This is a genomic window from Variovorax sp. GW823-FHT02B07, assembly GCF_058797695.1.
This window is the reverse complement of the sequence record NZ_JBXAJX010000003.1, coordinates 247,459-265,090: the sequence shown is the minus strand read 5'-3', so window position 1 is coordinate 265,090 and position 17,632 is coordinate 247,459. Positions and strand designations below refer to the sequence as shown.

At 68.2% G+C, this 17,632-nt stretch carries 15 protein-coding genes; 1 reads left to right on the top strand and 14 read right to left on the bottom strand.

From position 1 onward, the window contains the following. Positions 1-154: 154 nt before the first annotated feature. From AC1RGU_RS18990 to AC1RGU_RS18945, 10 genes are all read right to left on the bottom strand, one after another. Positions 155-1,816 carry a Na/Pi cotransporter family protein gene (locus AC1RGU_RS18990; RefSeq protein ID WP_489057835.1) on the bottom strand — a complete coding sequence of 554 codons (1,662 nt, stop codon included), beginning with the start codon at positions 1,814-1,816 and terminating at the stop codon, positions 155-157. Between the two features lie 73 nt (positions 1,817-1,889). Continuing rightward, the gene (locus AC1RGU_RS18985; protein WP_492697355.1) at positions 1,890-2,753 is read right to left on the bottom strand and encodes a phosphodiesterase; all 864 of its coding nucleotides are present in this window, start codon (positions 2,751-2,753) and stop codon (positions 1,890-1,892) included. Then, positions 2,750-3,823, bottom strand: coding sequence for an ABC transporter ATP-binding protein (locus AC1RGU_RS18980; protein ID WP_492697353.1), 1,074 nt, complete (start codon positions 3,821-3,823; stop codon positions 2,750-2,752). Before AC1RGU_RS18980 ends, AC1RGU_RS18985 begins: the two co-directional genes overlap by 4 nt. Then, positions 3,813-4,613: an ABC transporter permease gene (locus AC1RGU_RS18975; RefSeq protein ID WP_062480906.1), complete on the bottom strand. Its 801-nt coding sequence runs from the start codon at positions 4,611-4,613 to the stop codon at positions 3,813-3,815. The genes AC1RGU_RS18980 and AC1RGU_RS18975 overlap by 11 nt, the downstream gene beginning before the upstream one ends. After that, positions 4,613-5,452, bottom strand: coding sequence for an ABC transporter permease (locus tag AC1RGU_RS18970; protein ID WP_307694918.1), 840 nt, complete (start codon positions 5,450-5,452; stop codon positions 4,613-4,615). The genes AC1RGU_RS18975 and AC1RGU_RS18970 overlap by 1 nt, the downstream gene beginning before the upstream one ends. A 16-nt stretch (positions 5,453-5,468) precedes the next feature. After that, positions 5,469-6,482, bottom strand: coding sequence for an ABC transporter substrate-binding protein (locus tag AC1RGU_RS18965; RefSeq protein ID WP_095746558.1), 1,014 nt, complete (start codon positions 6,480-6,482; stop codon positions 5,469-5,471). Positions 6,483-6,510: 28 nt separating this feature from the next. Next, positions 6,511-7,530, bottom strand: coding sequence for a LacI family DNA-binding transcriptional regulator (locus AC1RGU_RS18960; RefSeq protein WP_492697350.1), 1,020 nt, complete (start codon positions 7,528-7,530; stop codon positions 6,511-6,513). A gap of 165 nt (positions 7,531-7,695) precedes the next feature. Then, entirely contained in the window at positions 7,696-8,211 is a 516-nt protein-coding gene (lspA, locus tag AC1RGU_RS18955; protein WP_062480914.1) for a signal peptidase II, read from the bottom strand. Beyond that, positions 8,211-11,060, bottom strand: a complete 2,850-nt coding sequence (gene ileS, locus AC1RGU_RS18950) for an isoleucine--tRNA ligase (RefSeq protein WP_492697348.1) — start codon at positions 11,058-11,060, stop codon at positions 8,211-8,213. The genes lspA and ileS overlap by 1 nt, the downstream gene beginning before the upstream one ends. Before the next feature lie 124 nt (positions 11,061-11,184). Then, positions 11,185-12,222 carry a bifunctional riboflavin kinase/FAD synthetase gene (locus tag AC1RGU_RS18945; RefSeq protein WP_492697346.1) on the bottom strand — a complete coding sequence of 346 codons (1,038 nt, stop codon included), beginning with the start codon at positions 12,220-12,222 and terminating at the stop codon, positions 11,185-11,187. 165 nt (positions 12,223-12,387) lie between these two features. Between AC1RGU_RS18945 and AC1RGU_RS18940 the strand changes: the two genes are divergently transcribed. Next, positions 12,388-12,948, top strand: coding sequence for an HNH endonuclease (locus tag AC1RGU_RS18940; RefSeq protein WP_062480919.1), 561 nt, complete (start codon positions 12,388-12,390; stop codon positions 12,946-12,948). A 45-nt stretch (positions 12,949-12,993) separates the two neighbouring features. On the opposite strand, the gene AC1RGU_RS18935 is transcribed toward AC1RGU_RS18940, so the two are convergent. The 4 genes from AC1RGU_RS18935 to AC1RGU_RS18920 form a co-directional block, all read right to left on the bottom strand. Continuing rightward, positions 12,994-13,779, bottom strand: coding sequence for an enoyl-CoA hydratase (locus AC1RGU_RS18935; RefSeq protein ID WP_492697344.1), 786 nt, complete (start codon positions 13,777-13,779; stop codon positions 12,994-12,996). A 6-nt stretch (positions 13,780-13,785) separates the two neighbouring features. Next, positions 13,786-15,144 (bottom strand): alpha/beta fold hydrolase, encoded by a 1,359-nt coding sequence (locus AC1RGU_RS18930; RefSeq protein WP_492697342.1) that lies wholly within the window; start codon positions 15,142-15,144, stop codon positions 13,786-13,788. A 96-nt stretch (positions 15,145-15,240) separates the two neighbouring features. Continuing rightward, complete coding sequence (locus AC1RGU_RS18925; RefSeq protein ID WP_492697340.1) at positions 15,241-16,356, bottom strand: acyl-CoA dehydrogenase family protein; 1,116 nt, start codon at positions 16,354-16,356, stop codon at positions 15,241-15,243. A gap of 12 nt (positions 16,357-16,368) precedes the next feature. Beyond that, positions 16,369-17,550, bottom strand: a complete 1,182-nt coding sequence (locus tag AC1RGU_RS18920; RefSeq protein WP_062482930.1) for an acyl-CoA dehydrogenase family protein — start codon at positions 17,548-17,550, stop codon at positions 16,369-16,371. Positions 17,551-17,632: the final 82 nt, after the last annotated feature.

Sequence of the window (17,632 nt, the reverse complement as noted above, 5' to 3'; positions counted from 1 at the left end):
GCGAGACCCCGCGAAACGTGAGCACCGCAGGTTGCCCGCAGCGAAGCGGAGGGACGCAGACAGCAGGGTCGCCTTTCTTTGCTTACTTTCTTTGGCGAAGCAAAGAAAGTGAGTCGCCCGCCGGGGCGAGACCCGGCCTCGGGAAGCAAAACGACTAGCCCTCGATCTTCCCCAACCGAGACTCCCGAAGCCGGCTAGGCGCCAAAGCCCCAGCCGATTCAAGAATCGGATAAGCAATCGAACAGATATGCGAATTGATCCGCTTCAAATCACTGATCAGATCAATGTGCAGAGAACTCGTCTCGATGCTCAAAGTAGTCCGATCCGACAACCGATCCAGATGGGTAGTGGCGTAGGCCCGCTCCAGATCCCGAAACCGCGCCTTCTCTTCAAGAAGCTTCTGCGCGTCGCGAACATTGCCGTTCAAGAACACACTCATGCTCAATCGCAGATTCGCAATCAACCGCTCATGCAGCTCCACGATCTCCGCCATCCCCGCAGCTGAAAAGTTGCGCTGCGGCTTGATCTTCTTGTCCTCGATATCGATGATCACCCGCTCGATGATGTCCCCGATCTGCTCCATGTTGATCGTGAAGCTGATGATGTCCGTCCATCGCCGGCTTTCCTCTTCGCCCAGCGCCTCGCGCGAAATGCGCGTCATGTAGTACTTGATCGCCGAGTACAGCTCGTCCACCGTGTCATCGAGTTGCCGCAGCTCCTGCGCCAGCCGCAGGTCGTTGTTGCGGATCACGTCGAGCGTGCCGATGAGCATCGTCTCCACGATGTCCGCCTGGTGCAGCGCCTCGCGCGCCGCGTTCGAAATGGCCAGTGAAGGCGTCGACAGCGCCGAAGGATCGAGGTGATGCGGCCGGCTCGTGCCCACCGGCTGTGGCGGCACGGGCAGCATGCGCGTCACCAGCTTGGCGACCCACTGCGTGAGACCGATGAAGCCGACGCTGATCACGATGTTGAACGCCAGGTGGAACAGCACCACGCCGTGCGTCTGGTTCGGCAGCTGGGGCTGCACGTAGCGCACCCACAGCCCCACGAACGGCGTGACCAGCGCCACGCCCAGCGCCTTGAACAGCAGGTTGCCCACCGTCACCTGCCGCACCGACACGGCCGAGCGCGCCGTGGTCAGCACCGCCAGCAGGCCGCTGCCCAGGTTGGCGCCGAGCACCAGGCCCAGGGCCACGTCGAGCGGCACCACGTTCGAGCTCGCCATGGCCGCCACCAGCAGCACCACCGCCAGGCTCGAGTACGCCACGATGGCCAGCGCGGCGCCGAGCGTGATCTCCAGCAGCACATCGCTGGTGATGGACGCCAGCAGCGCCCGCACGGCCGGCGACGAGAACAGCGGCTCGGTGGCCGCCACCACCAGCTGCAGCGCCAGCAGCATCAGCCCCAGCCCGATCAGCACCCGCCCCACGCGCCCCGCCACGGTGGCCGAGCGCGTGATGAACAACACCACCCCCACGAAGATGAACATCGGCGAGAGCCACGAGAGGTCGGCCGAGAACAGCACCGAGATCAGCGCCGTGCCCACGTCGGCGCCCCGCATCACCGCCAGCGCGGCCGGCAGCGTGACCAGGCCCTGCCCCACGAACGAGGAGGTCATGAGCGAGGTGGCCGTGCTCGACTGCACGAGCGCCGTGACGCCGATGCCCGAGAGCGCGGCCGTGAAGCGGTTGCGCATGCTCTGCACGAGGATCTTGCGCAGGTTGGCGCCGAAGACGCGCAGCACGCCGGTGCGCACGAGGTGCGTGCCCCACACCAGCAGGGCGACGGCCGCAAGCAGATTCAGAAGGTGCTTCATGGAGGGCGGGGTCTGACCTTTCTCTTGTTTTCGTTTTGATTCGTTTCAGCCCCATTTTCCACAAGTAGACGCTTCAGTCGATCAGGGCTCCGTTGTCGTGGAAAGGATAAGGCCCTTCGAAGCTGCCGGAGGCCGCCAGGTGGGTGACGAGCCGGCGCCCGGCCGCGGACCAGGCGTGCACCCGGAACGAAGGCGGCTCCAGCGTCCAGGCCGAGGCAGCGTCGGGCGCCAGGTCGAGGCAGACCTGGTGCGCCTGCGCCGGCGAGGTCGAGGCGATGGTGCCGCCGAAGCGCACGTCGATGGCGCGGTGCAGGTGGCCGCAGATCACGCGCTCGACGTTCGTGTAGCGGCGCAGCAGGGCCTCGAGCGCGTCGGCGCCTTCGAGCAGGCCGATCTCGTCCATGTGGCCGATCAGCGTCTCGAAGGGCGGGTGGTGCATGGCGACCACCACGGGCTCGTGGCGGCAGGCGTCGAGCTGGGCTTCGAGCCAGGCCAGGCGCCGCTCGCACAGCGTGCCGTGGCTGGCGCCGGGCACGCAGGTGTCGAGCGTGAGCAGCCGCAGGTCGCCCACACGCACCGAGTACTGCACGAAGCCGTGCGTGTCGGCGCCCGTGCCCAGGTAGGCGTGGCCCGGGAAGCTGCGGCGCAACTGGTCGCGGTCGTCGTGGTTGCCGGGCAGCAGGTAGACGGGCATCGTCAGCGGCGCGAGCAGGGCGGTCAGGTGCTCGTACTCGGCGGCGCGGCCGAAGTCGGTCAGGTCGCCGGTGATCACCACCGCGTCGGGCGGCTGGCGCAGCGCGAGCACCGACTGTACGGCGCGCGCGAGGTACGGCGCCGTGTCGATGCGACCGTAGGCCAGCCGGCCGGGCTCGCGGATGTGCAGGTCGGTCAGCTGGACCAGGAAGGTGTTGGGATTCGTCGTCGTGGTCGTGGTCATGCGCGGGTTTCCTGCGAGGTCATCAGGCGGTCGGCCGGGATGCGCAGGCCCACCGCGTCGCCCGGTCCGAAGGGGTTGTCGCGCCCCACGTCGGCCACCAGCACGGGCTGGTCCTGCAGGCGCAGGTGCAACTGCACGCGGTCGCCGAGGAAGGTGCGGCGTTCGACCGTGGCGCGGCCCCAGCCGGGCGCCTCGCCGGGCGGGGGCGCGCCGACCTCGATGTCTTCGGGCCGCACCAGCAGCGTCGCATGCTGCTGCCAGGGCGCGGGGCAGGGCAGCGACGACCCTCCGAGTCGGACAACGCCCTGAGCGATGGCGTCGGCCGCGCGCTCCAGCCGGTTGACCCGGCCCAGGAACTCGGCCACGAAGGGGTGCGCGGGCGCGCGGTACAGGTCTTCGCCGCGCCCCACCTGCACGATGCGCCCGGCGCGCATCACCGCGAGCCGGTCGGCGATGGCCAGCGCCTCCTGTTGGTCGTGCGTGACGTGGATGGCCGTGATGTGCAGGCGGCGCAGCAGCTCGGCCAGTTCGTCGCGCAGCGATTCCTTGAGCTTGGCGTCGAGCGCGGCCAGCGGCTCGTCGAGCAGCAGCACGCGCGGACGCACGGCCACGGCGCGCGCCAGGGCCACGCGCTGGCGCTGGCCGCCCGAGAGTTCGGCAGGGCGTTTGTTCTCCAGGCCGCCCAGGCGCACGAGGTCGACCAGCTCGCCCACGGCGCGTTTCTCTTCCTCGGGCGACACGCTGCGGATGCGCAGGCCGTAGCCGATGTTGGCCGCCACCGTCATCTGCGGAAAGAGGGCGTAGCTCTGGAACACCATGCCCACGCCGCGGTGCTCGACCGGGCGCTGCGTGACGTCCTGGTCGCCGAAGACGATGCGGCTGCCGTCGTCGGGCGCTTCCAGCCCGGCGATGAGGCGCAGCAGCGTGGTCTTGCCGCAGCCCGAGGGGCCGAGCAGCGCGAGCACCTCGCCAGCTTCCACCTTGAGGTTGGTGGGCTGCAGGCCGCGCGTGCCGTCGGCATAGGTCTTCGCGCAGTTCGAGATGTCGACGGGGATGCGTTCAAGTTCCATGGCGTTTCTGCATCAGGTTGGCAAGGTACTGCAGGCCCCACAGGACGGGAAGGATCACTGCGAAAAAGACCAGCGTGTAGGCCGATCCGATCTCGATGCGCATCGAGGCGTAGCTGTCGGCCAGGCCCACGGGCAGCGTGCGCGTGAGCGGCGTGTGCAGCATCCAGGTGAGGTTGAACTCGCCCACCGACAGCGTGAACACCATCAGGCTGCCGGCCACGATGGCGGGGAACACGGCGGGCACGAGGATGCCCATGAAGCGCTGGCGGAAGTTCGCGCCCAGCGAGCGCGCGGCCTCTTCGAGCGCGAGCAGGTCGTCGCGCTGGAAGGCCGAGCTCACGGTGCGCACCATGAAGGGCAGCGTGAAGACGATGTGGCCCACGAGGATGAAGGCGAAGCTCTGTCGGAAGGCCGTGAGCTGGCCGTAGGCGAGGATGAGCGCGAGCGCCGTCGCCAGGCCCGGCACCGCGACCGGCAAGGTCAGCAGTTCCTCGAAGATGCGCGCCGCGCGCGAGCGGCTGCGCGCCAGCGTGTAGGCGCAGGGCACGCCAATCAGCACGGTGCACACGACGCAGGCCACGGCCAGCGCGAGCGACCAGCCGACGGTGCCGCCGTAGTTCTCCCACACCTCGCCGAGCCAGCGCAGCGTGAGGCCGCTCTTGAGGCCCGCGCTGTAGTTGTTGACGAGGCCGGCCATCACCGACAGCAGCATCGGCGCGATCATGAAGAGGCTCACGATCACCGTGATGGCGAGCAGGAAAGGGGCGCGGGGTTGCGAAGGGGTCTTCATCATCGGGCGACCGGGTTGGCGCCGAAGCGGCGCGCCACGAAGAGCACCAGCCAGGTCACGACGCCCAGCGAGATCGACAGCGACGCGGCGAGCGCGAAGTTGGCGTAGTTGGTGAACTCGTTGTAGATGGTGATGGGGATCACCTCGAACTTGCTGGCCAGCGTGAAGGCCGTGCCGAAGGCGCCCATCGAGGTGGCGAACAAAATGGCGCCGCAGGCCAGCGTGGTGGGCGCCAGCTCGGGCATCCACACGTCGCGCGCCACGCGCAGCTTCGAGGCGCCGAGCGAACGCGCCGCTTCTTCGAGCTGCGTGTTCATCGACTCGGCCGCCGCGGCGTAGGTGGCGATGGCGCGCGGCAGCGAGAAATACAGGTACGCCAAAAAGAGGCCGAGCAGGCCGTAGGCGAAGGTGATGCGCTCGCCGACCAGCGCGTCGCTCAGGTCGGCCACCACGCCCTGGCGCCCGCCGAGCAGGATCACGAAGAAACCGATGATCACGCCCGGGAACGACAGCGGCAGCGTGAGCAGCGACAGCAGCATGCGCTTGCCCGGGAAGGCATGGCGCGCGAGGTAGATGCCCACCGCCGCGCCCAGCACCAGCGTGGCCAGCGTCACGGCCACCGACAGCGCGACGGTGTTGGCCATGCTGTGCAGGTAGCGCGCATCGGTCAGCACCGCGAAGTAGGTGGCGGCGCCCTTGTCGGCCGGCAGCGCCAGCAGGCGCACCACCGGCAGCAGCCAGAAGGCCGCGAAGAAGACGGCCGCCGGCGCGACGCAGGCCAGCAATCGCCAGCGCGGGTTCCATGCGTTGGAGTTAGAGGTGGTGGTGCTGCGTGTCATCGCGCGTGGCGCCGGATCAGCGCACTTCCTTCAGGTACTGGTCGGAGAAGGCGCGCTGCGCGTCGGCCATGCGGGCGTAGTCGACGGTCTTGGCACGCGCGTAGTCGCTGGCGGGCAGGAACTGCGCTTCGATCTCCTTGGGCATGGCGCTGGCGCGCACCGGGCGCAGGTAGGCCTTGGCCCAGATCGCCTGGCCTTCGTCGGACAGCGTGAAGTCGAGCACCTTCTTCGCATCGGCTGCGTGCGGCGCCTTGGCGACCAGGCTCATCACGTAGGGCACGGCCAGCGTGCCTTCGCTGGGGATGACGAAGGCGACGTTGGCCTTGTCCTTGTACTTGGCGCGGTAGGCGTTGAAGTCGTAGTCGAGCAGGATCGCGATCTCGCCCGACAGCACGCGCGCGTACGAGGTCTGCTTGGGCACGATGGGCTCGTTCTTCTGCAGCGCCTTGAAGTAGTCGATGGCCGGCTTGAAGTTGTCGAGCGTGCCGCCGCGCGCCTGGTTCACGGCCACGGCGCCCACGTAGCCCACGAAGGCCGAGGCGGGGTCAAGGTAGCCGATGAGGCCCTTGTACTCGGGCTTGAGCAGGTCGGCCCACGACTTGGGCACCGGCTTGCCCTTGAGCGCGTCGACGTTGACCATGAAGCCGAGCGTGCCCGAGTGGATGGTGAACCAGTTGCCGGCCGGGTCCTTCAGGCCGTCGGGGATGTCTTTCCAGGCGGCCGGCTTGTAGGGCTCGACCACGCCATCTTTCGCGGCCTGCACCGCGAAGGTCACGCCGAGGTAGGTGACGTCGGCCACGGGGCTGGCTTTTTCGGCGACCAGCTGCGCGAGCGACTGGCCCGAGTTCTTGTTGTCGGCCGGCACGGTGATGCCGGTCTTGGCCTTGATGGCCTTGAGCTGGGTGCCCCAGTCGGCCCATTCGGTCGGGCAGTTGTAGCAGATGGCGGTCTGGGCCATGGCGCCGCCGGCGGCGACGAGGGCGGCGGCCAGCACGCCGAGGCGGGCGAGGCGGTGAAAGCGAAGGGACATGGAAGAACTCCTGGGAGGGGGGGTGAGGTCAGGACAGTGCGGCGTCGTTGTCTTCGCGCGCATTCGCGCACGACTCGCCGTCTCGGAAGGCATGGGGCAGCAGCAGGCTCGCGTCGGCCTGCAGCGCGCGGCCGCCGGCGATCGCCTGCGCCAGCAGCTCGACGCTGTGGCGGCCGATGTCGCTGTTGGGCTGCGCGATGGTGGTGAGCGCGGGCGTGAGGTCTTCGCCGAGCGCGATGCCGTCGAAGCCGACCACGCTGAGGTCGTCGGGCACCGCGAGGCCGCTCAAATGCGCGGCGCGGATGCTGCGGATGGCGAGCAGGTCGTTCGAGCAGACCAGCGCCGTGGGGCGGCTGTGCGGGCGCAACTCGGCGCACAGCGCATCGACGGCGGTCTCGACAAAGGGCACTTCGACGAGCGGCGGCGCATCGAGACCTGCTTCGGCCATGCCGCGCTGGTAGCCGCGGTAGCGCTGCTGCGCGCGGTCCGACGCGGCCAGCGTGCCGCTGACCATCGCGATGCGCCGGTGGCCCAGCAGCACGAGGCGCGTGACCGCATCGGCCACCGCGCCTTCGCTGTCGACCGACACGCAGGGATGGTCGGCGTGCCGGTTGTAGGCCAGCACGTAGGGCACGCCGGCGGCCTGCAGGCGCTGCAGCGCGGCCGAGGTGGACGGGTTCGACACCACGAGGATCAGCCCGTCGACGTTGCCCGCCAGCAGCAGCTGGACGGCGCGCTCTTCCTCGTCGAGCCGGTAGCCGGTGGTGACCGGCAGGATCGCGTAGCCGCCTGCGACGGCCGCGCGCGCAATGCCCTGCAGGCATTCGGCAAAGGTCGGGTTCAGCAGCGTGGGCAGCACCACGCCGAGCGTGCGGCTGCGCTGGGTGCGCAGGGTGCGGGCGCTGGCGTTGGGCAGGTAGTTGAGCTCGCGCGCCACGCGCTCCACCAGTTCGCGCGTGGCCGGCGTCACCTTGTCGGGGAAATTGAAGGCGCGCGAGACCGTGGCCACGGAGACCCCGGCCTGGGCGGCTACTGCTTGGATGCTCATCGTGCGGGGTCCGTGGCGGGGTTCATGTAATCGATTACATTGGACCGGCGCAGTATGACTTCGCGATGACAGGGCAGGGAAGTGGGGAGAACCCCGGGGCCGCGGGCACAGAGCGCGGCCCAAAGAAAAAGGGGCCCGTGGGCCCCTTTGGTCTCGAGAACTGGCTTACTTGCCCCGGCGCACCCGCCGGATCTCGTCGACGATCAGGCAGATCGCCCCGAGCGTGATGGCGCTGTCCGCCGCGTTGAACGCCGGGAAGTACCAGTTGCCCCAGTGGAAGCTCAGGAAGTCGACCACGTAGCCGTGCATCATGCGGTCGACCACGTTGCCGATCGCGCCGCCCAGGATGCAGGCCATCGCGAACGAGAAGAGCTTCTGGCCGGCGTGCGACCGCAGCATCCAGACGATGAAGATCGCCGCCGCCACGCCGATGGCCGTGAAGAACCAGCGCTGCCAGCCCGAGTGGTCGGCCAGGAACGAGAAGGCGGCGCCCGTGTTGTGCGCGCGCACGACGTTGAAGAAGCTCGTCACGTAGGTCGCGTCGCCGAGCTTGTAGTAGCCCAGGATCAGCGTCTTGGTGAACTGGTCGATGATCACGATGATCGTCGCCAGCCCGAGCCACGGCCAGATGCTGGCGCCACGCGAACGCGAGGCCGACGAGGCGGAACGTGCGGTCGCCATCAGGCCACGCTGCGCGATTCGCCCGCGCCGAACAGGTTGCTCGTGCAGCGGCCGCAGATGGTCGGGTGCGCCGGGTCGTGGCCCACGTCCTCGCGGTAGTGCCAGCAGCGTTCGCACTTCTGCGCGGTGCTCGGCGTGACCACGGTCGACAGCGTGTCGCCCGCCGCCAGCGCCACGGCCGAGGCGATGAACACGAACTTCAGGTCGTCGCCCAGCGAGCCCAGCAGCGCGAGGTCGTCGGCCGGTGCGTTCAGCTGCAGGTTGGCCTGCAGCGACGAGCCGACCTTGCCCTCGGCGCGCACCGCCTCGATGTCCTTGTTGACGCCGTCGCGGATCTCGCGGATGCGGCCCCACTTGGCGAGCAGCGCTTCGTCGGGTGCGGCGAACTGGCTGTAGGTCTGCGTGAAGATCGACTCGCCGGCCTTGCCGGTGCCCACGATCTTCCAGGCCTCTTCGGCCGTGAAGCTCAGGAACGGGGCCATCCAGCGCAGCATGGCTTGCGAGATGTGCCACAGCGCGGTCTGTGCGCTGCGGCGCGCGAGCGAGCCCGGCGCCGTCGTGTAGAGGCGGTCCTTCAGGATGTCGAGGTAGAAGCCGCCCAGGTCTTCCGAGCAGTAGATCTGCAGCTTGGCCACCACCGGATGGAACTCGTACACCTGGTAGTGCGCGAGGATCTCGGCCTGGAACTGCGCCGCGCGCGACAGGGCGTAGCGGTCGATCTCGAACAGCTGGTCGAGCGGCACGGCGTCTTTCGCGATGTCGAAATCGCTGGTGTTCGCGAGCAGGAAGCGCAGCGTGTTGCGGATGCGGCGGTAGGCATCGACGACGCGCGCGAGGATCTTGTCGTCGCCCGCGATGTCGCCCGAGTAGTCGCTCGCGGCCACCCACAGGCGGATGATTTCCGAGCCCAGCTTGTTGCTGATTTCCTGCGGGTCGATGCCGTTCTTGAGCGACTTGCTCATCTTGATGCCCTTGGCATCCACCGTGAAGCCGTGCGTGAGCAGGCCCTTGTACGGTGCGCGGTCTTCCAGCATGCAGGCGATCAGCAGCGACGAGTGGAACCACCCGCGGTGCTGGTCGTGGCCTTCGAGGTACAGGTCGGCTTCGGGGCCGGTCTCGTGGTGCACGTTGGGGTGCGTGCCGCGCAGCACGTGCGAGAAGGTCGAGCCCGAGTCGAACCACACCTCGAGGATGTCGGTGCTCTTGGTGTAGCTCGGTGCGTCTTCGGCGCCCAGGATGTCTTCGACCGTGACGCGGCTCCAGGCCTCGATGCCGCCCTTCTCGACGATGTCGGCGGCCTGGTCGAGGATTTCCATGGTGCGCGGGTGCAGCTCGCCCGAATCCTTGTGCAGGAAGAACGGGATCGGCACGCCCCAGCTGCGCTGGCGGCTGATGCACCAGTCGGGCCGGCCGGCGATCATGTCGTGCAGGCGGGCCTTGCCGTTCTCGGGGTAGAAGCTGGTCTGCTCGATGGCGTCGAGCGCGGTCTGGCGCAGCGTCTTGGGCGCCTTGTCCTTCGTGAACACGCCTTCGCCTTCGTCCATGCGAACGAACCACTGGGCGGCCGCGCGGTAGATCACCGGCGTCTTGTGGCGCCAGCAGTGCGGGTAGCTGTGGGTGATGGTCTCGGTGGTCAGCAGGCGGTTGGCGTCGCGCAGCGCGGCGATGATCACCGGCACGGCCTTCCAGATGTTCTGGCCGCCGAACAGCGGGAAGTCGGGCGCGTAGCTGCCGTTGCCCTGCACCGGGTTGAGGATGTCGTCGTACGCCACGCCGTGGGCGATGCAGGAGTTGAAGTCGTCCACGCCGTAGGCAGGCGACGAGTGCACGAGGCCCGTGCCGTCGGTGGCGGTGGCGTAGTCGGCCAGGTAGATGGGCGACAGGCGCTGGTAGCCCGCATCCACGTCGTACAGCGGGTGCTCGAACTCGAGCCCGCCGAGCGCTTCGCCCTTGACCGTGGCCAGCACCTTGCCGTCGAGCGCGTAGCGCGTCATGCACATCTCGACCAGCGAGTTGGCCAGGATCAGCAGGCCGCGCTCGGTGTCGACCAGCGAGTACTCGAGCTCGGGGTTGAGGTTGATCGCCTGGTTGGCGGGGATGGTCCACGCGGTGGTGGTCCAGATCACGGCAAAGATGTCGCCCAGGATCGTGTGGTCGGTGCCGAAGGCCTTGAGCACCTTCTCGCGCTCGTGCGCCTTGAAGGCCACGTCGATGGTCTGGCTCTTCTTGTCGGCGTACTCGATCTCGAACTCGGCCAGCGAGGAGCCGCAGTCGAAGCACCAGTACACGGGCTTGAGGCCCCGGTACACGAAGCCGCGCTCGATCACGCGCTTGAACGCGCGCAGCTCGCCGGCTTCATTGGCGAAGTCCATCGTCTTGTAGGGATGGTCCCATTCGCCCAGCACGCCCAGGCGCTGGAAGTCGACCATCTGCTGGGCGATCTGCTCCGTGGCGTAGGCGCGGCTCTTGGCCTGCATCTCGTCACGGCTCAGGTTGCGGCCGAACTGCTTTTCGATGGCGTTCTCGATCGGCAGGCCGTGGCAGTCCCAGCCGGGCACGTACAGCGCGTCGAAGCCTTCGAGCTGGCGCGCCTTGGTGATCATGTCCTTGAGGATCTTGTTCACCGCGTGGCCCATGTGGATCTGGCCGTTGGCGTACGGCGGGCCGTCGTGCAGGATGAACTTGGGCGCGCCGTGGCGGGCGTCGCGCAGGCGGTGGTAGCGGCCTTCGTCGTTCCATTCCTTGACCCAGCCCGGTTCGCGCTTGGGCAGGTCGCCGCGCATCGGGAAGGGGGTGTCGGGCAGGTTCAGCGTGGAACGGTAATCTTTGGGGGAAGCGGCGTCAGACATGTTGGGTGCGGCGAAACAGAGGGGCTTCGACAGGCTCAGCCCGAACTGCATTGAGCGGTCGGTGCGGAAGATATAGCCGTTCGCCCTGAGCTTGTCGAAGGGCGGCAGCACGGGGCGTGCAGGGCTAAATTCGGTCGCGCGTGGTCTGGCGGTGGGTCTCGGCGTGGGTCGATGCGAAGAACGCGCGTGCGTCGCGGCCATCCTTCGCGATGCCCGCAGTGAGGGCTTCGAGGCTGGTGTAGCGCAATTCGTCGTGCAGTTTGTGCAGGAGTTCCACGCGCACGATTTTACCGTAGGCCCCTTCGGCCCCCAGAGGCGAGGGCCACTCCAGGCAATGCGTCTCGAGCAGCACGCGCCCCGCGTTGACGTCGTTGGCGTCCAGCGAGGGCCGCACGCCGAGGTTCGCGACACCCGGCAGCGGCTGCTCGGCCAGGCCGTGCACCAGCACCGCGAAGATGCCGCTGGCGGCCGGTTTCCAGTGCTTGAAGCGCAGGTTGAGGGTGCGAAACCCGTCGTCCTTGCCCGGCGATGAGGCGCCCAGCGCCCGGCCCAGCTTGCGGCCGTGGACCACGTGGCCCGAGATCGTGTACGGGCGGCCCAGCAGCGTGTGGGCGTCGGCCATGCGGCCTTCGGCCAGCGCCTCGCGCACGGCCGAGCTGGACACCCGCAGGCCGTGCACCTCGTAGCTGTTCATGCGCGCGACGTCGAAACCCTGCGCTTCACCGGCGGCATCGAGCATGGCGTAGTCGCCCGCGCGTTTGGCGCCGAAGCGGAAGTCGTCGCCCACCAGCACGTAGCGCGCGCCCAGGCCGTCGATCAGCACGTTCTGGATGAACGCCTCGGGCGACTGGGATGCCAGCCGGCCGTCGAAGGGCAGCACGATGGTCTGGTCGACGCCGCAGGCCGCCAGCTCGGTCAGCTTGTCGCGCAGCGTGCCGATACGGGCCGGGGCCAGGTCGGGTTTCTTGGTGACGGCGGCGAAATAGTCGCGCGGGTGCGGCTCGAAGGTCAGCACGCAGCTGGGCAGCCCGCGATGGCGGGCCTCGGTCTGCAACAGCGCCAGCATGGCCTGATGGCCGCGGTGGACGCCGTCGAAGTTGCCGATCGTGAGGGCGCAGGCCGGAGCTACGCCCGGGTGTCGGAAGCCGCGGAAAACCTGCATGGGAGAGTATCTTTTTGATAGCGCCTGATGCCCGTCGTATGGGCAAATCAGGCCGATTTGTCACAAAGCCGGTATATTGTGACGCAGTGGGTGGGTTGGCGTGAGTCGCCAACGCATTCCGAGTCTCTGGTCTCTGCGTGTTTTTCTCGTTTCGAGGAGGCGTGTGTGAAGGTCTTGAAGCTGTCGGCCCAAGGGCTGCCCCAGTCATGGATATCGCTGGAACAGGCGGTGATCCACTACGCGGCGGACGAAGTCCGCTGGGAAGTGGGCGCGCAGGTGGCCGTGTTCCGTGGCGGCCACAACGCGATCACGGGCGAGCAGTCGCAGATCGCGATCAACAGCATCATCGGCACCAAGGGCGTGCCGCGCATCAACCCCTTCGCGCAGCGCCCGGGCCTCACCAACAGCAAGCTGTTCTCGCGCGACCGCAACATCTGCGCCTATTGCGGCGGCCATTTCCACGAAGACGAACTCACGCGCGAGCACATCATTCCGTTCGCGCAGCGCGGCATCGACACCTGGATGAACGTGGTCACGGCCTGCAAGCCCTGCAACCACCGCAAGAGCAGCCGCACGCCCGAGCAGGCGAACATGCCGCTGCTGTACGCGCCCTATGTGCCGAGCCTGTGGGAAGACTTCATCCTGCGCAACCGCCGCATCCTGGCGGACCAGATGGAGTTCTTGATGGCGCACCTGCCGCAGTCGTCCCGGTTGCACGACATCTGACACCCGACGCGCAAGAAAAAAGGAGGCCTCGGCCTCCTTTGTCATTCAGCCCTTCCAGGCCGGCGGTCGCTTCTCGATGAAGGCCTGCACCCCTTCCAGCGCGCTCTCGTCCATCATGTTGCAGGCCATGGTCTGGCTGGCGTCGGCCAGCGCGGCCTCGATGCCGGTTTCAAGCTGGCGATAGAACAGCGCCTTGCCCAGCGCGAGCGCCGTGCGGGGCTTGGCGACGATGCTGGCGACCAGTGCCTCGACGGCGGCATCGAGCCCTTCGGGCGGCGCGACCCGGTTGACCAGGCCTTTCTCGCGCGCTTCCTCGGCGCTGATGAATTCACCCGTCACCAGCATCTCGAAGGCTTCCTTGCGACCCAGGTTGCGCGAGAGCGTGACGCCAGGCGTGGCGCAAAAGAGGCCGACGTTGACGCCGCTGACCGCAAAGCGCGCGTCACTCGCGGCCACCGCGAGGTCGCAGACCGCGACCAGCTGGCAGCCCGCCGCGGTCGCGATGCCGTGCACGCGCGCGATCACCGGCACGGGCAACCGCTGGATCGACAGCATCATCGCGCCGCACCGGTCGAACAGCTGCTGGTAGTAGCCGAGCGAGGGCTCGGCGCGCATCTCCTTCAGGTCGTGGCCCGCGCAGAAGGCCTTGCCCGCCGCGGCGATGACGACGGCGCGCACCGTGTCATCGGCGGCGACCGCGCCGAGCGCCTGTTCGAGCGCGCCGAGCATGCCTTCGGACAACGCGTTGAAGGCGGCGGGGCGGTTCAGCGTGAGCGTGACCACGCCGCGCGCGTCGCGCGCCGTCAGGACGAAGGGGGTCGTGTCGTTCATGGCCGTTCAGTACGTCAGCTCGAGCACCGTCGCGTGCCCTTGCGCGGCGGGCCAGCTCTGGCCGGTGAGGCGCTCGCCGTTGAACTCGGCGCTGACCGTGCGCTGCGGCGCGCCGGCCGCGACGCGCAGCCGCGAGCTCGACTGCCCCGCGCCCTGGGCCGGCACGCCGGGGGGCGGGCTCTGGCCGTCGAAGTTCATCGTGTCGCGCTGCGCATCGAAGTAGCCGCGCGGGCGCGTGAAGACGACCACCGCGCCCGCGCCGCTCTCGGCCGGCGCCAGGCGCTCGGTCCGCAGGTTGACGACGCCGCTGCTGCGCACGAACGGGCTGCGGTAGATGTGCGTGGTGCCCTGGCCGGGCACGTCGAGCACGAACTCGTAGCGCGCCGTGGGCTGCGCGCTGAACGGGCCCCAGCGACCGTCGGCGCCGACCGTCTGCTGGTGCGCCGCCTCGCCGCGCCGCGCACCCGAGGCCGGATCGACGGCAAAGACCGTGACGCGCGCGCCTGTCAGTGCCAGGTTGTCCGCGCCGGTCGCGCGGCCGTCGAGCACGACCTTCGATTCCGGCGCCACCGCCGTGCTGGTCGGCGCCTGGCCGGTCAGGAAGCGCCAGGTCGCCGCGAAGGCGGCCGGCGAGAACGAGGTCTCGCGGTGGTCCACGCGCGGCAGCACGAGGTTGGTGGCGCCCTTGAGCGCCGGCCCGTCGAAGCCGATGTTCGTCGGCTGGCCCGGCGCGCCGATCCACAGGCCGTCGGGCTGGGCGTACTTGTCGTTGGTGTCCGAGCGCAGCGTGAGCCACTGCACGCCGGGCGTGACCTCGTCGCCGTTCGGTCCCTTGGGTGCATTGAGCTGCTGCATGAAGGCCGAGAGCCCCGAGAACTCGTTGTTCTCGCGCAGGCCCTTCACCTTCCAGATGCCGTGCGCCGGATTGCCGCCGAGCACCACATGGCTCACCACGGCCGCGCCGCCGCCGTTCTGCACGTAGTTGCGGATGGTGTTGCCACCGCGCGAATTGCCGATGAGCACGACCTTGGGCGCGCCCGTGGCCTTCAGCACCTTCTCGACCTCGGCGCGCAGGAACGCGGCCGACTCGACGGTGGAACTGCGCCCCGGCTGGGCCACGGCATCGTCGTCGCGGGCCAGGGGATTCGGCTGGTCGAGCGCAAACAGCCGTTCGCGCGGCCAGCCATTCGATTCGAAGCGCCAGATCGTGGTCTGCCACAGCGCGGCCGAGTCGCCGTTGCCGTGCATGAAGACGATGGGCGGACGCTCGGTGGAAGAGGGCGCGGAGGTGGCGCAGCCGGTCAGCAAGGTGACGGCGGTGCTTCCGGCAAGGGCCAAGGCAAGCAGGGTGCGGCGGGAAGGCATGTCTGTCTCTCTCCTGGCAGGGGGCTGGGGCCCCGCAAGTGAAAACGCCCGCCGGCGCAAGGCGGGCGGGCGTTGGATGCTATCGACAAACAGTCGTCAGGCGAAGACGCCGGCCGTGTCCTGCATGCGGGCAGAAACCTCACCCAGGTGGTGCAGCGTGTCGCCGAAGGTGAGCTCGAGCTGCGTGAGCTTGCGGAAGTAGTGGCTGCCGATGTATTCGTCGGTCACGCCGATGCCGCCATGCAGCTGCACCGAGTTCGCGGCCACGTAGCGCATCGACGTGCCCAGCTGGTACTTGGCGCGGGCCAGCGCCTGGCGGCGTTCGTCCGCCGGGGCGTTGAGCTTGAGCGTCGCGTAGTAGCTCATCGAGCGTGCCAGCTCCAGCTGCATCTTCATGTCGGCGACGCGGTGGCGCAGCGCCTGGAAGCTGGAGATGACCACGCCGAACTGCTTGCGCTGGTTCATGTAGTCGATGGTGACGTCGAGCGTCTTGTCGAGCACGCCGACCGCTTCGGCGCAGGTGGCGGCAATGCCGACATCCACCGCGTATTCGAGCGCGGTCAGGCCGTCGGCCGTGACCAGCGTGGCGTCGGCCTTGTCGAACACGACTTCGGCCGCGCGGCCGCCGTCCTGCGTGCCGTAGCCGCGGGCTTCGACGCCGCTGGCGCTGCGCTCGACCAGGAAGAGGGCGATCTTGCCGTCGACCTTGGCGGGCACGACGAAGGCATCGGCCTCGTCACCCACGGGCACCACGCTCTTGGCGCCGGTCAGCGAGTAGCCGTTGCCCGACTTGACGGCCGTGGCCTCGCACACGTCGAGGCGGTAGCGCGCCTTGCGCTCCTGGTAGGCCAGCACCACGAGGGCCTGGCCGCCGGCGATGCGCGGCAGCCAGTTTTCCTTGGTGGCCGCGTCGGCGTAGCCGCCGAGCACGGCGCCGGCGATCAGCGTCTGCGCGAAGGGCTCCAGCACGATGCCGCGGCCCAGTTCTTCCATCACGACCATGCCGGCCACCGGGCCCATGCCCAGGCCGCCGTCGTCTTCGCTGATGTACAGGCCGCCCAGGCCGAGCTCGGCCAGTTCGTCCCAAGCTTCGCGCGAGAAGCCGCCCTTGGCCTCGATGCCGCGGCGGCGTTCGAAGTCATAGCCCTTGTCGACCCACTTGCGAACGGCGTCGCGCAGCTGGTCCTGGTCTTCCGAAAAATTGAAATCCATGTTGGTGTCTCCTCAGCCCAGGACGGTTTGCGCCACGATGTTGCGCTGGACTTCGTTCGAGCCGCCGTAGATCGTGGTCTTGCGCATGTTGAAGAAGGTCGATGCCAGCGGTGCCAGCGCCGGATTGCCGCCGGGGAAGTTGCCCTGCCAGCCGGCTTCCATGGCTTCGCGGATCAGCGGCAGCGAGTAGGGGCCGCCGGCCAGCATCATCAGCTCGGCGTAGCGCTGCTGGATCTCGCTGCCGCGGATCTTGAGCAGGCCCGCCACGTCCAGCGAGTTCTTGCCCGAGGTGGCGGCGGAGAGCACGCGCAGCACCATCATCTCGAGGGCGACGATGTCGACTTCGAGCTTGGCGATCTCGTCGCGGAAGCGCAGGTCGTCGTAGACGCCTTCGCTCTTGGCGATGCGCTTGAGGCGCTCGAGTTCGCGCTTGGCGCGGTTCACGTCGGCGATGTTGGTGCGCTCGTGCGAGAGCAGGTGCTTGGCGTAGGTCCAGCCCTTGTTCTCTTCGCCGATCAGGTTCTCGGCGGGCACTTCGACGTTGTCGAAGAACACCTCGTTCACCTCGACGCCGCCGTCGATCAGCTTGATCGGGCGCACGGTGACGCCGGGCGACTTCATGTCGAGCAGCAGGAAGCTGATGCCCGTTTGCGGCTTGCCCTCGTTGCTGGTGCGCACGAGGTTGAACATCCAGTCGCCGTGCTGGCCGAGCGTGGTCCAGGTCTTCTGGCCGTTGACGATGTACTTGTCACCCTTGCGCTCGGCCTTGGTCTTGACCGAGGCGAGGTCGGAACCCGAGCCGGGTTCGCTGTAGCCCTGGCTCCACCAGACTTCGCCGCTGGCGATGCCGGGCAGGAAGCGCTTTTGCTGCTCGGCGTTGCCGAAGGCCATGATCACCGGGGCCACCATGACGGGGCCGAAGGGGATGATGCGCGGCGCGCCGGCCAGTGCGGTTTCTTCCTCGAACAGGTGGCGCTGCACGGCGGTCCAGCCGGGGCCGCCGAATTCCTTGGGCCATCCGTAGCCCAGCCAGCCCTTCTTGCCGAGGATCTTGGCCCAGCCTTGCAGATCGTCGCGCGTCAGTTCGAGCGCGTTGTGCACCTTGTGCGAAATCTCCTGGGGGAGGTTGTCCTTGACCCATGCGCGAACTTCTTCGCGGAACTTCTGTTCTTCGGGTGTGAAGCTCAAATCCATGCGTGCCTCGCTGTGTTGATCGGTCCACCGCAGACGCGGGGGTGTCTCCGGAACTGCGAGTTTTAGCACGGTCGTGCTGCGA

Coding starts and splice junctions, on each gene's coding strand:
- AC1RGU_RS18945 (WP_492697346.1), bottom strand. CDS start 12,222: ATGCAGGTTTTCCGCGGCTTCCGACACCCGGGCGTAGCTCCGGCCTGC.
- AC1RGU_RS18990 (WP_489057835.1), bottom strand. CDS start 1,816: ATGAAGCACCTTCTGAATCTGCTTGCGGCCGTCGCCCTGCTGGTGTGG.
- AC1RGU_RS18980 (WP_492697353.1), bottom strand. CDS start 3,823: ATGGAACTTGAACGCATCCCCGTCGACATCTCGAACTGCGCGAAGACC.
- AC1RGU_RS18920 (WP_062482930.1), bottom strand. CDS start 17,550: ATGGATTTGAGCTTCACACCCGAAGAACAGAAGTTCCGCGAAGAAGTT.
- AC1RGU_RS18935 (WP_492697344.1), bottom strand. CDS start 13,779: ATGAACGACACGACCCCCTTCGTCCTGACGGCGCGCGACGCGCGCGGC.
- AC1RGU_RS18925 (WP_492697340.1), bottom strand. CDS start 16,356: ATGGATTTCAATTTTTCGGAAGACCAGGACCAGCTGCGCGACGCCGTT.
- AC1RGU_RS18960 (WP_492697350.1), bottom strand. CDS start 7,530: ATGAGCATCCAAGCAGTAGCCGCCCAGGCCGGGGTCTCCGTGGCCACG.
- AC1RGU_RS18970 (WP_307694918.1), bottom strand. CDS start 5,452: ATGACACGCAGCACCACCACCTCTAACTCCAACGCATGGAACCCGCGC.
- AC1RGU_RS18965 (WP_095746558.1), bottom strand. CDS start 6,482: ATGTCCCTTCGCTTTCACCGCCTCGCCCGCCTCGGCGTGCTGGCCGCC.
- AC1RGU_RS18985 (WP_492697355.1), bottom strand. CDS start 2,753: ATGACCACGACCACGACGACGAATCCCAACACCTTCCTGGTCCAGCTG.
- AC1RGU_RS18930 (WP_492697342.1), bottom strand. CDS start 15,144: ATGCCTTCCCGCCGCACCCTGCTTGCCTTGGCCCTTGCCGGAAGCACC.
- lspA (WP_062480914.1), bottom strand. CDS start 8,211: ATGGCGACCGCACGTTCCGCCTCGTCGGCCTCGCGTTCGCGTGGCGCC.
- ileS (WP_492697348.1), bottom strand. CDS start 11,060: ATGTCTGACGCCGCTTCCCCCAAAGATTACCGTTCCACGCTGAACCTG.
- AC1RGU_RS18975 (WP_062480906.1), bottom strand. CDS start 4,613: ATGAAGACCCCTTCGCAACCCCGCGCCCCTTTCCTGCTCGCCATCACG.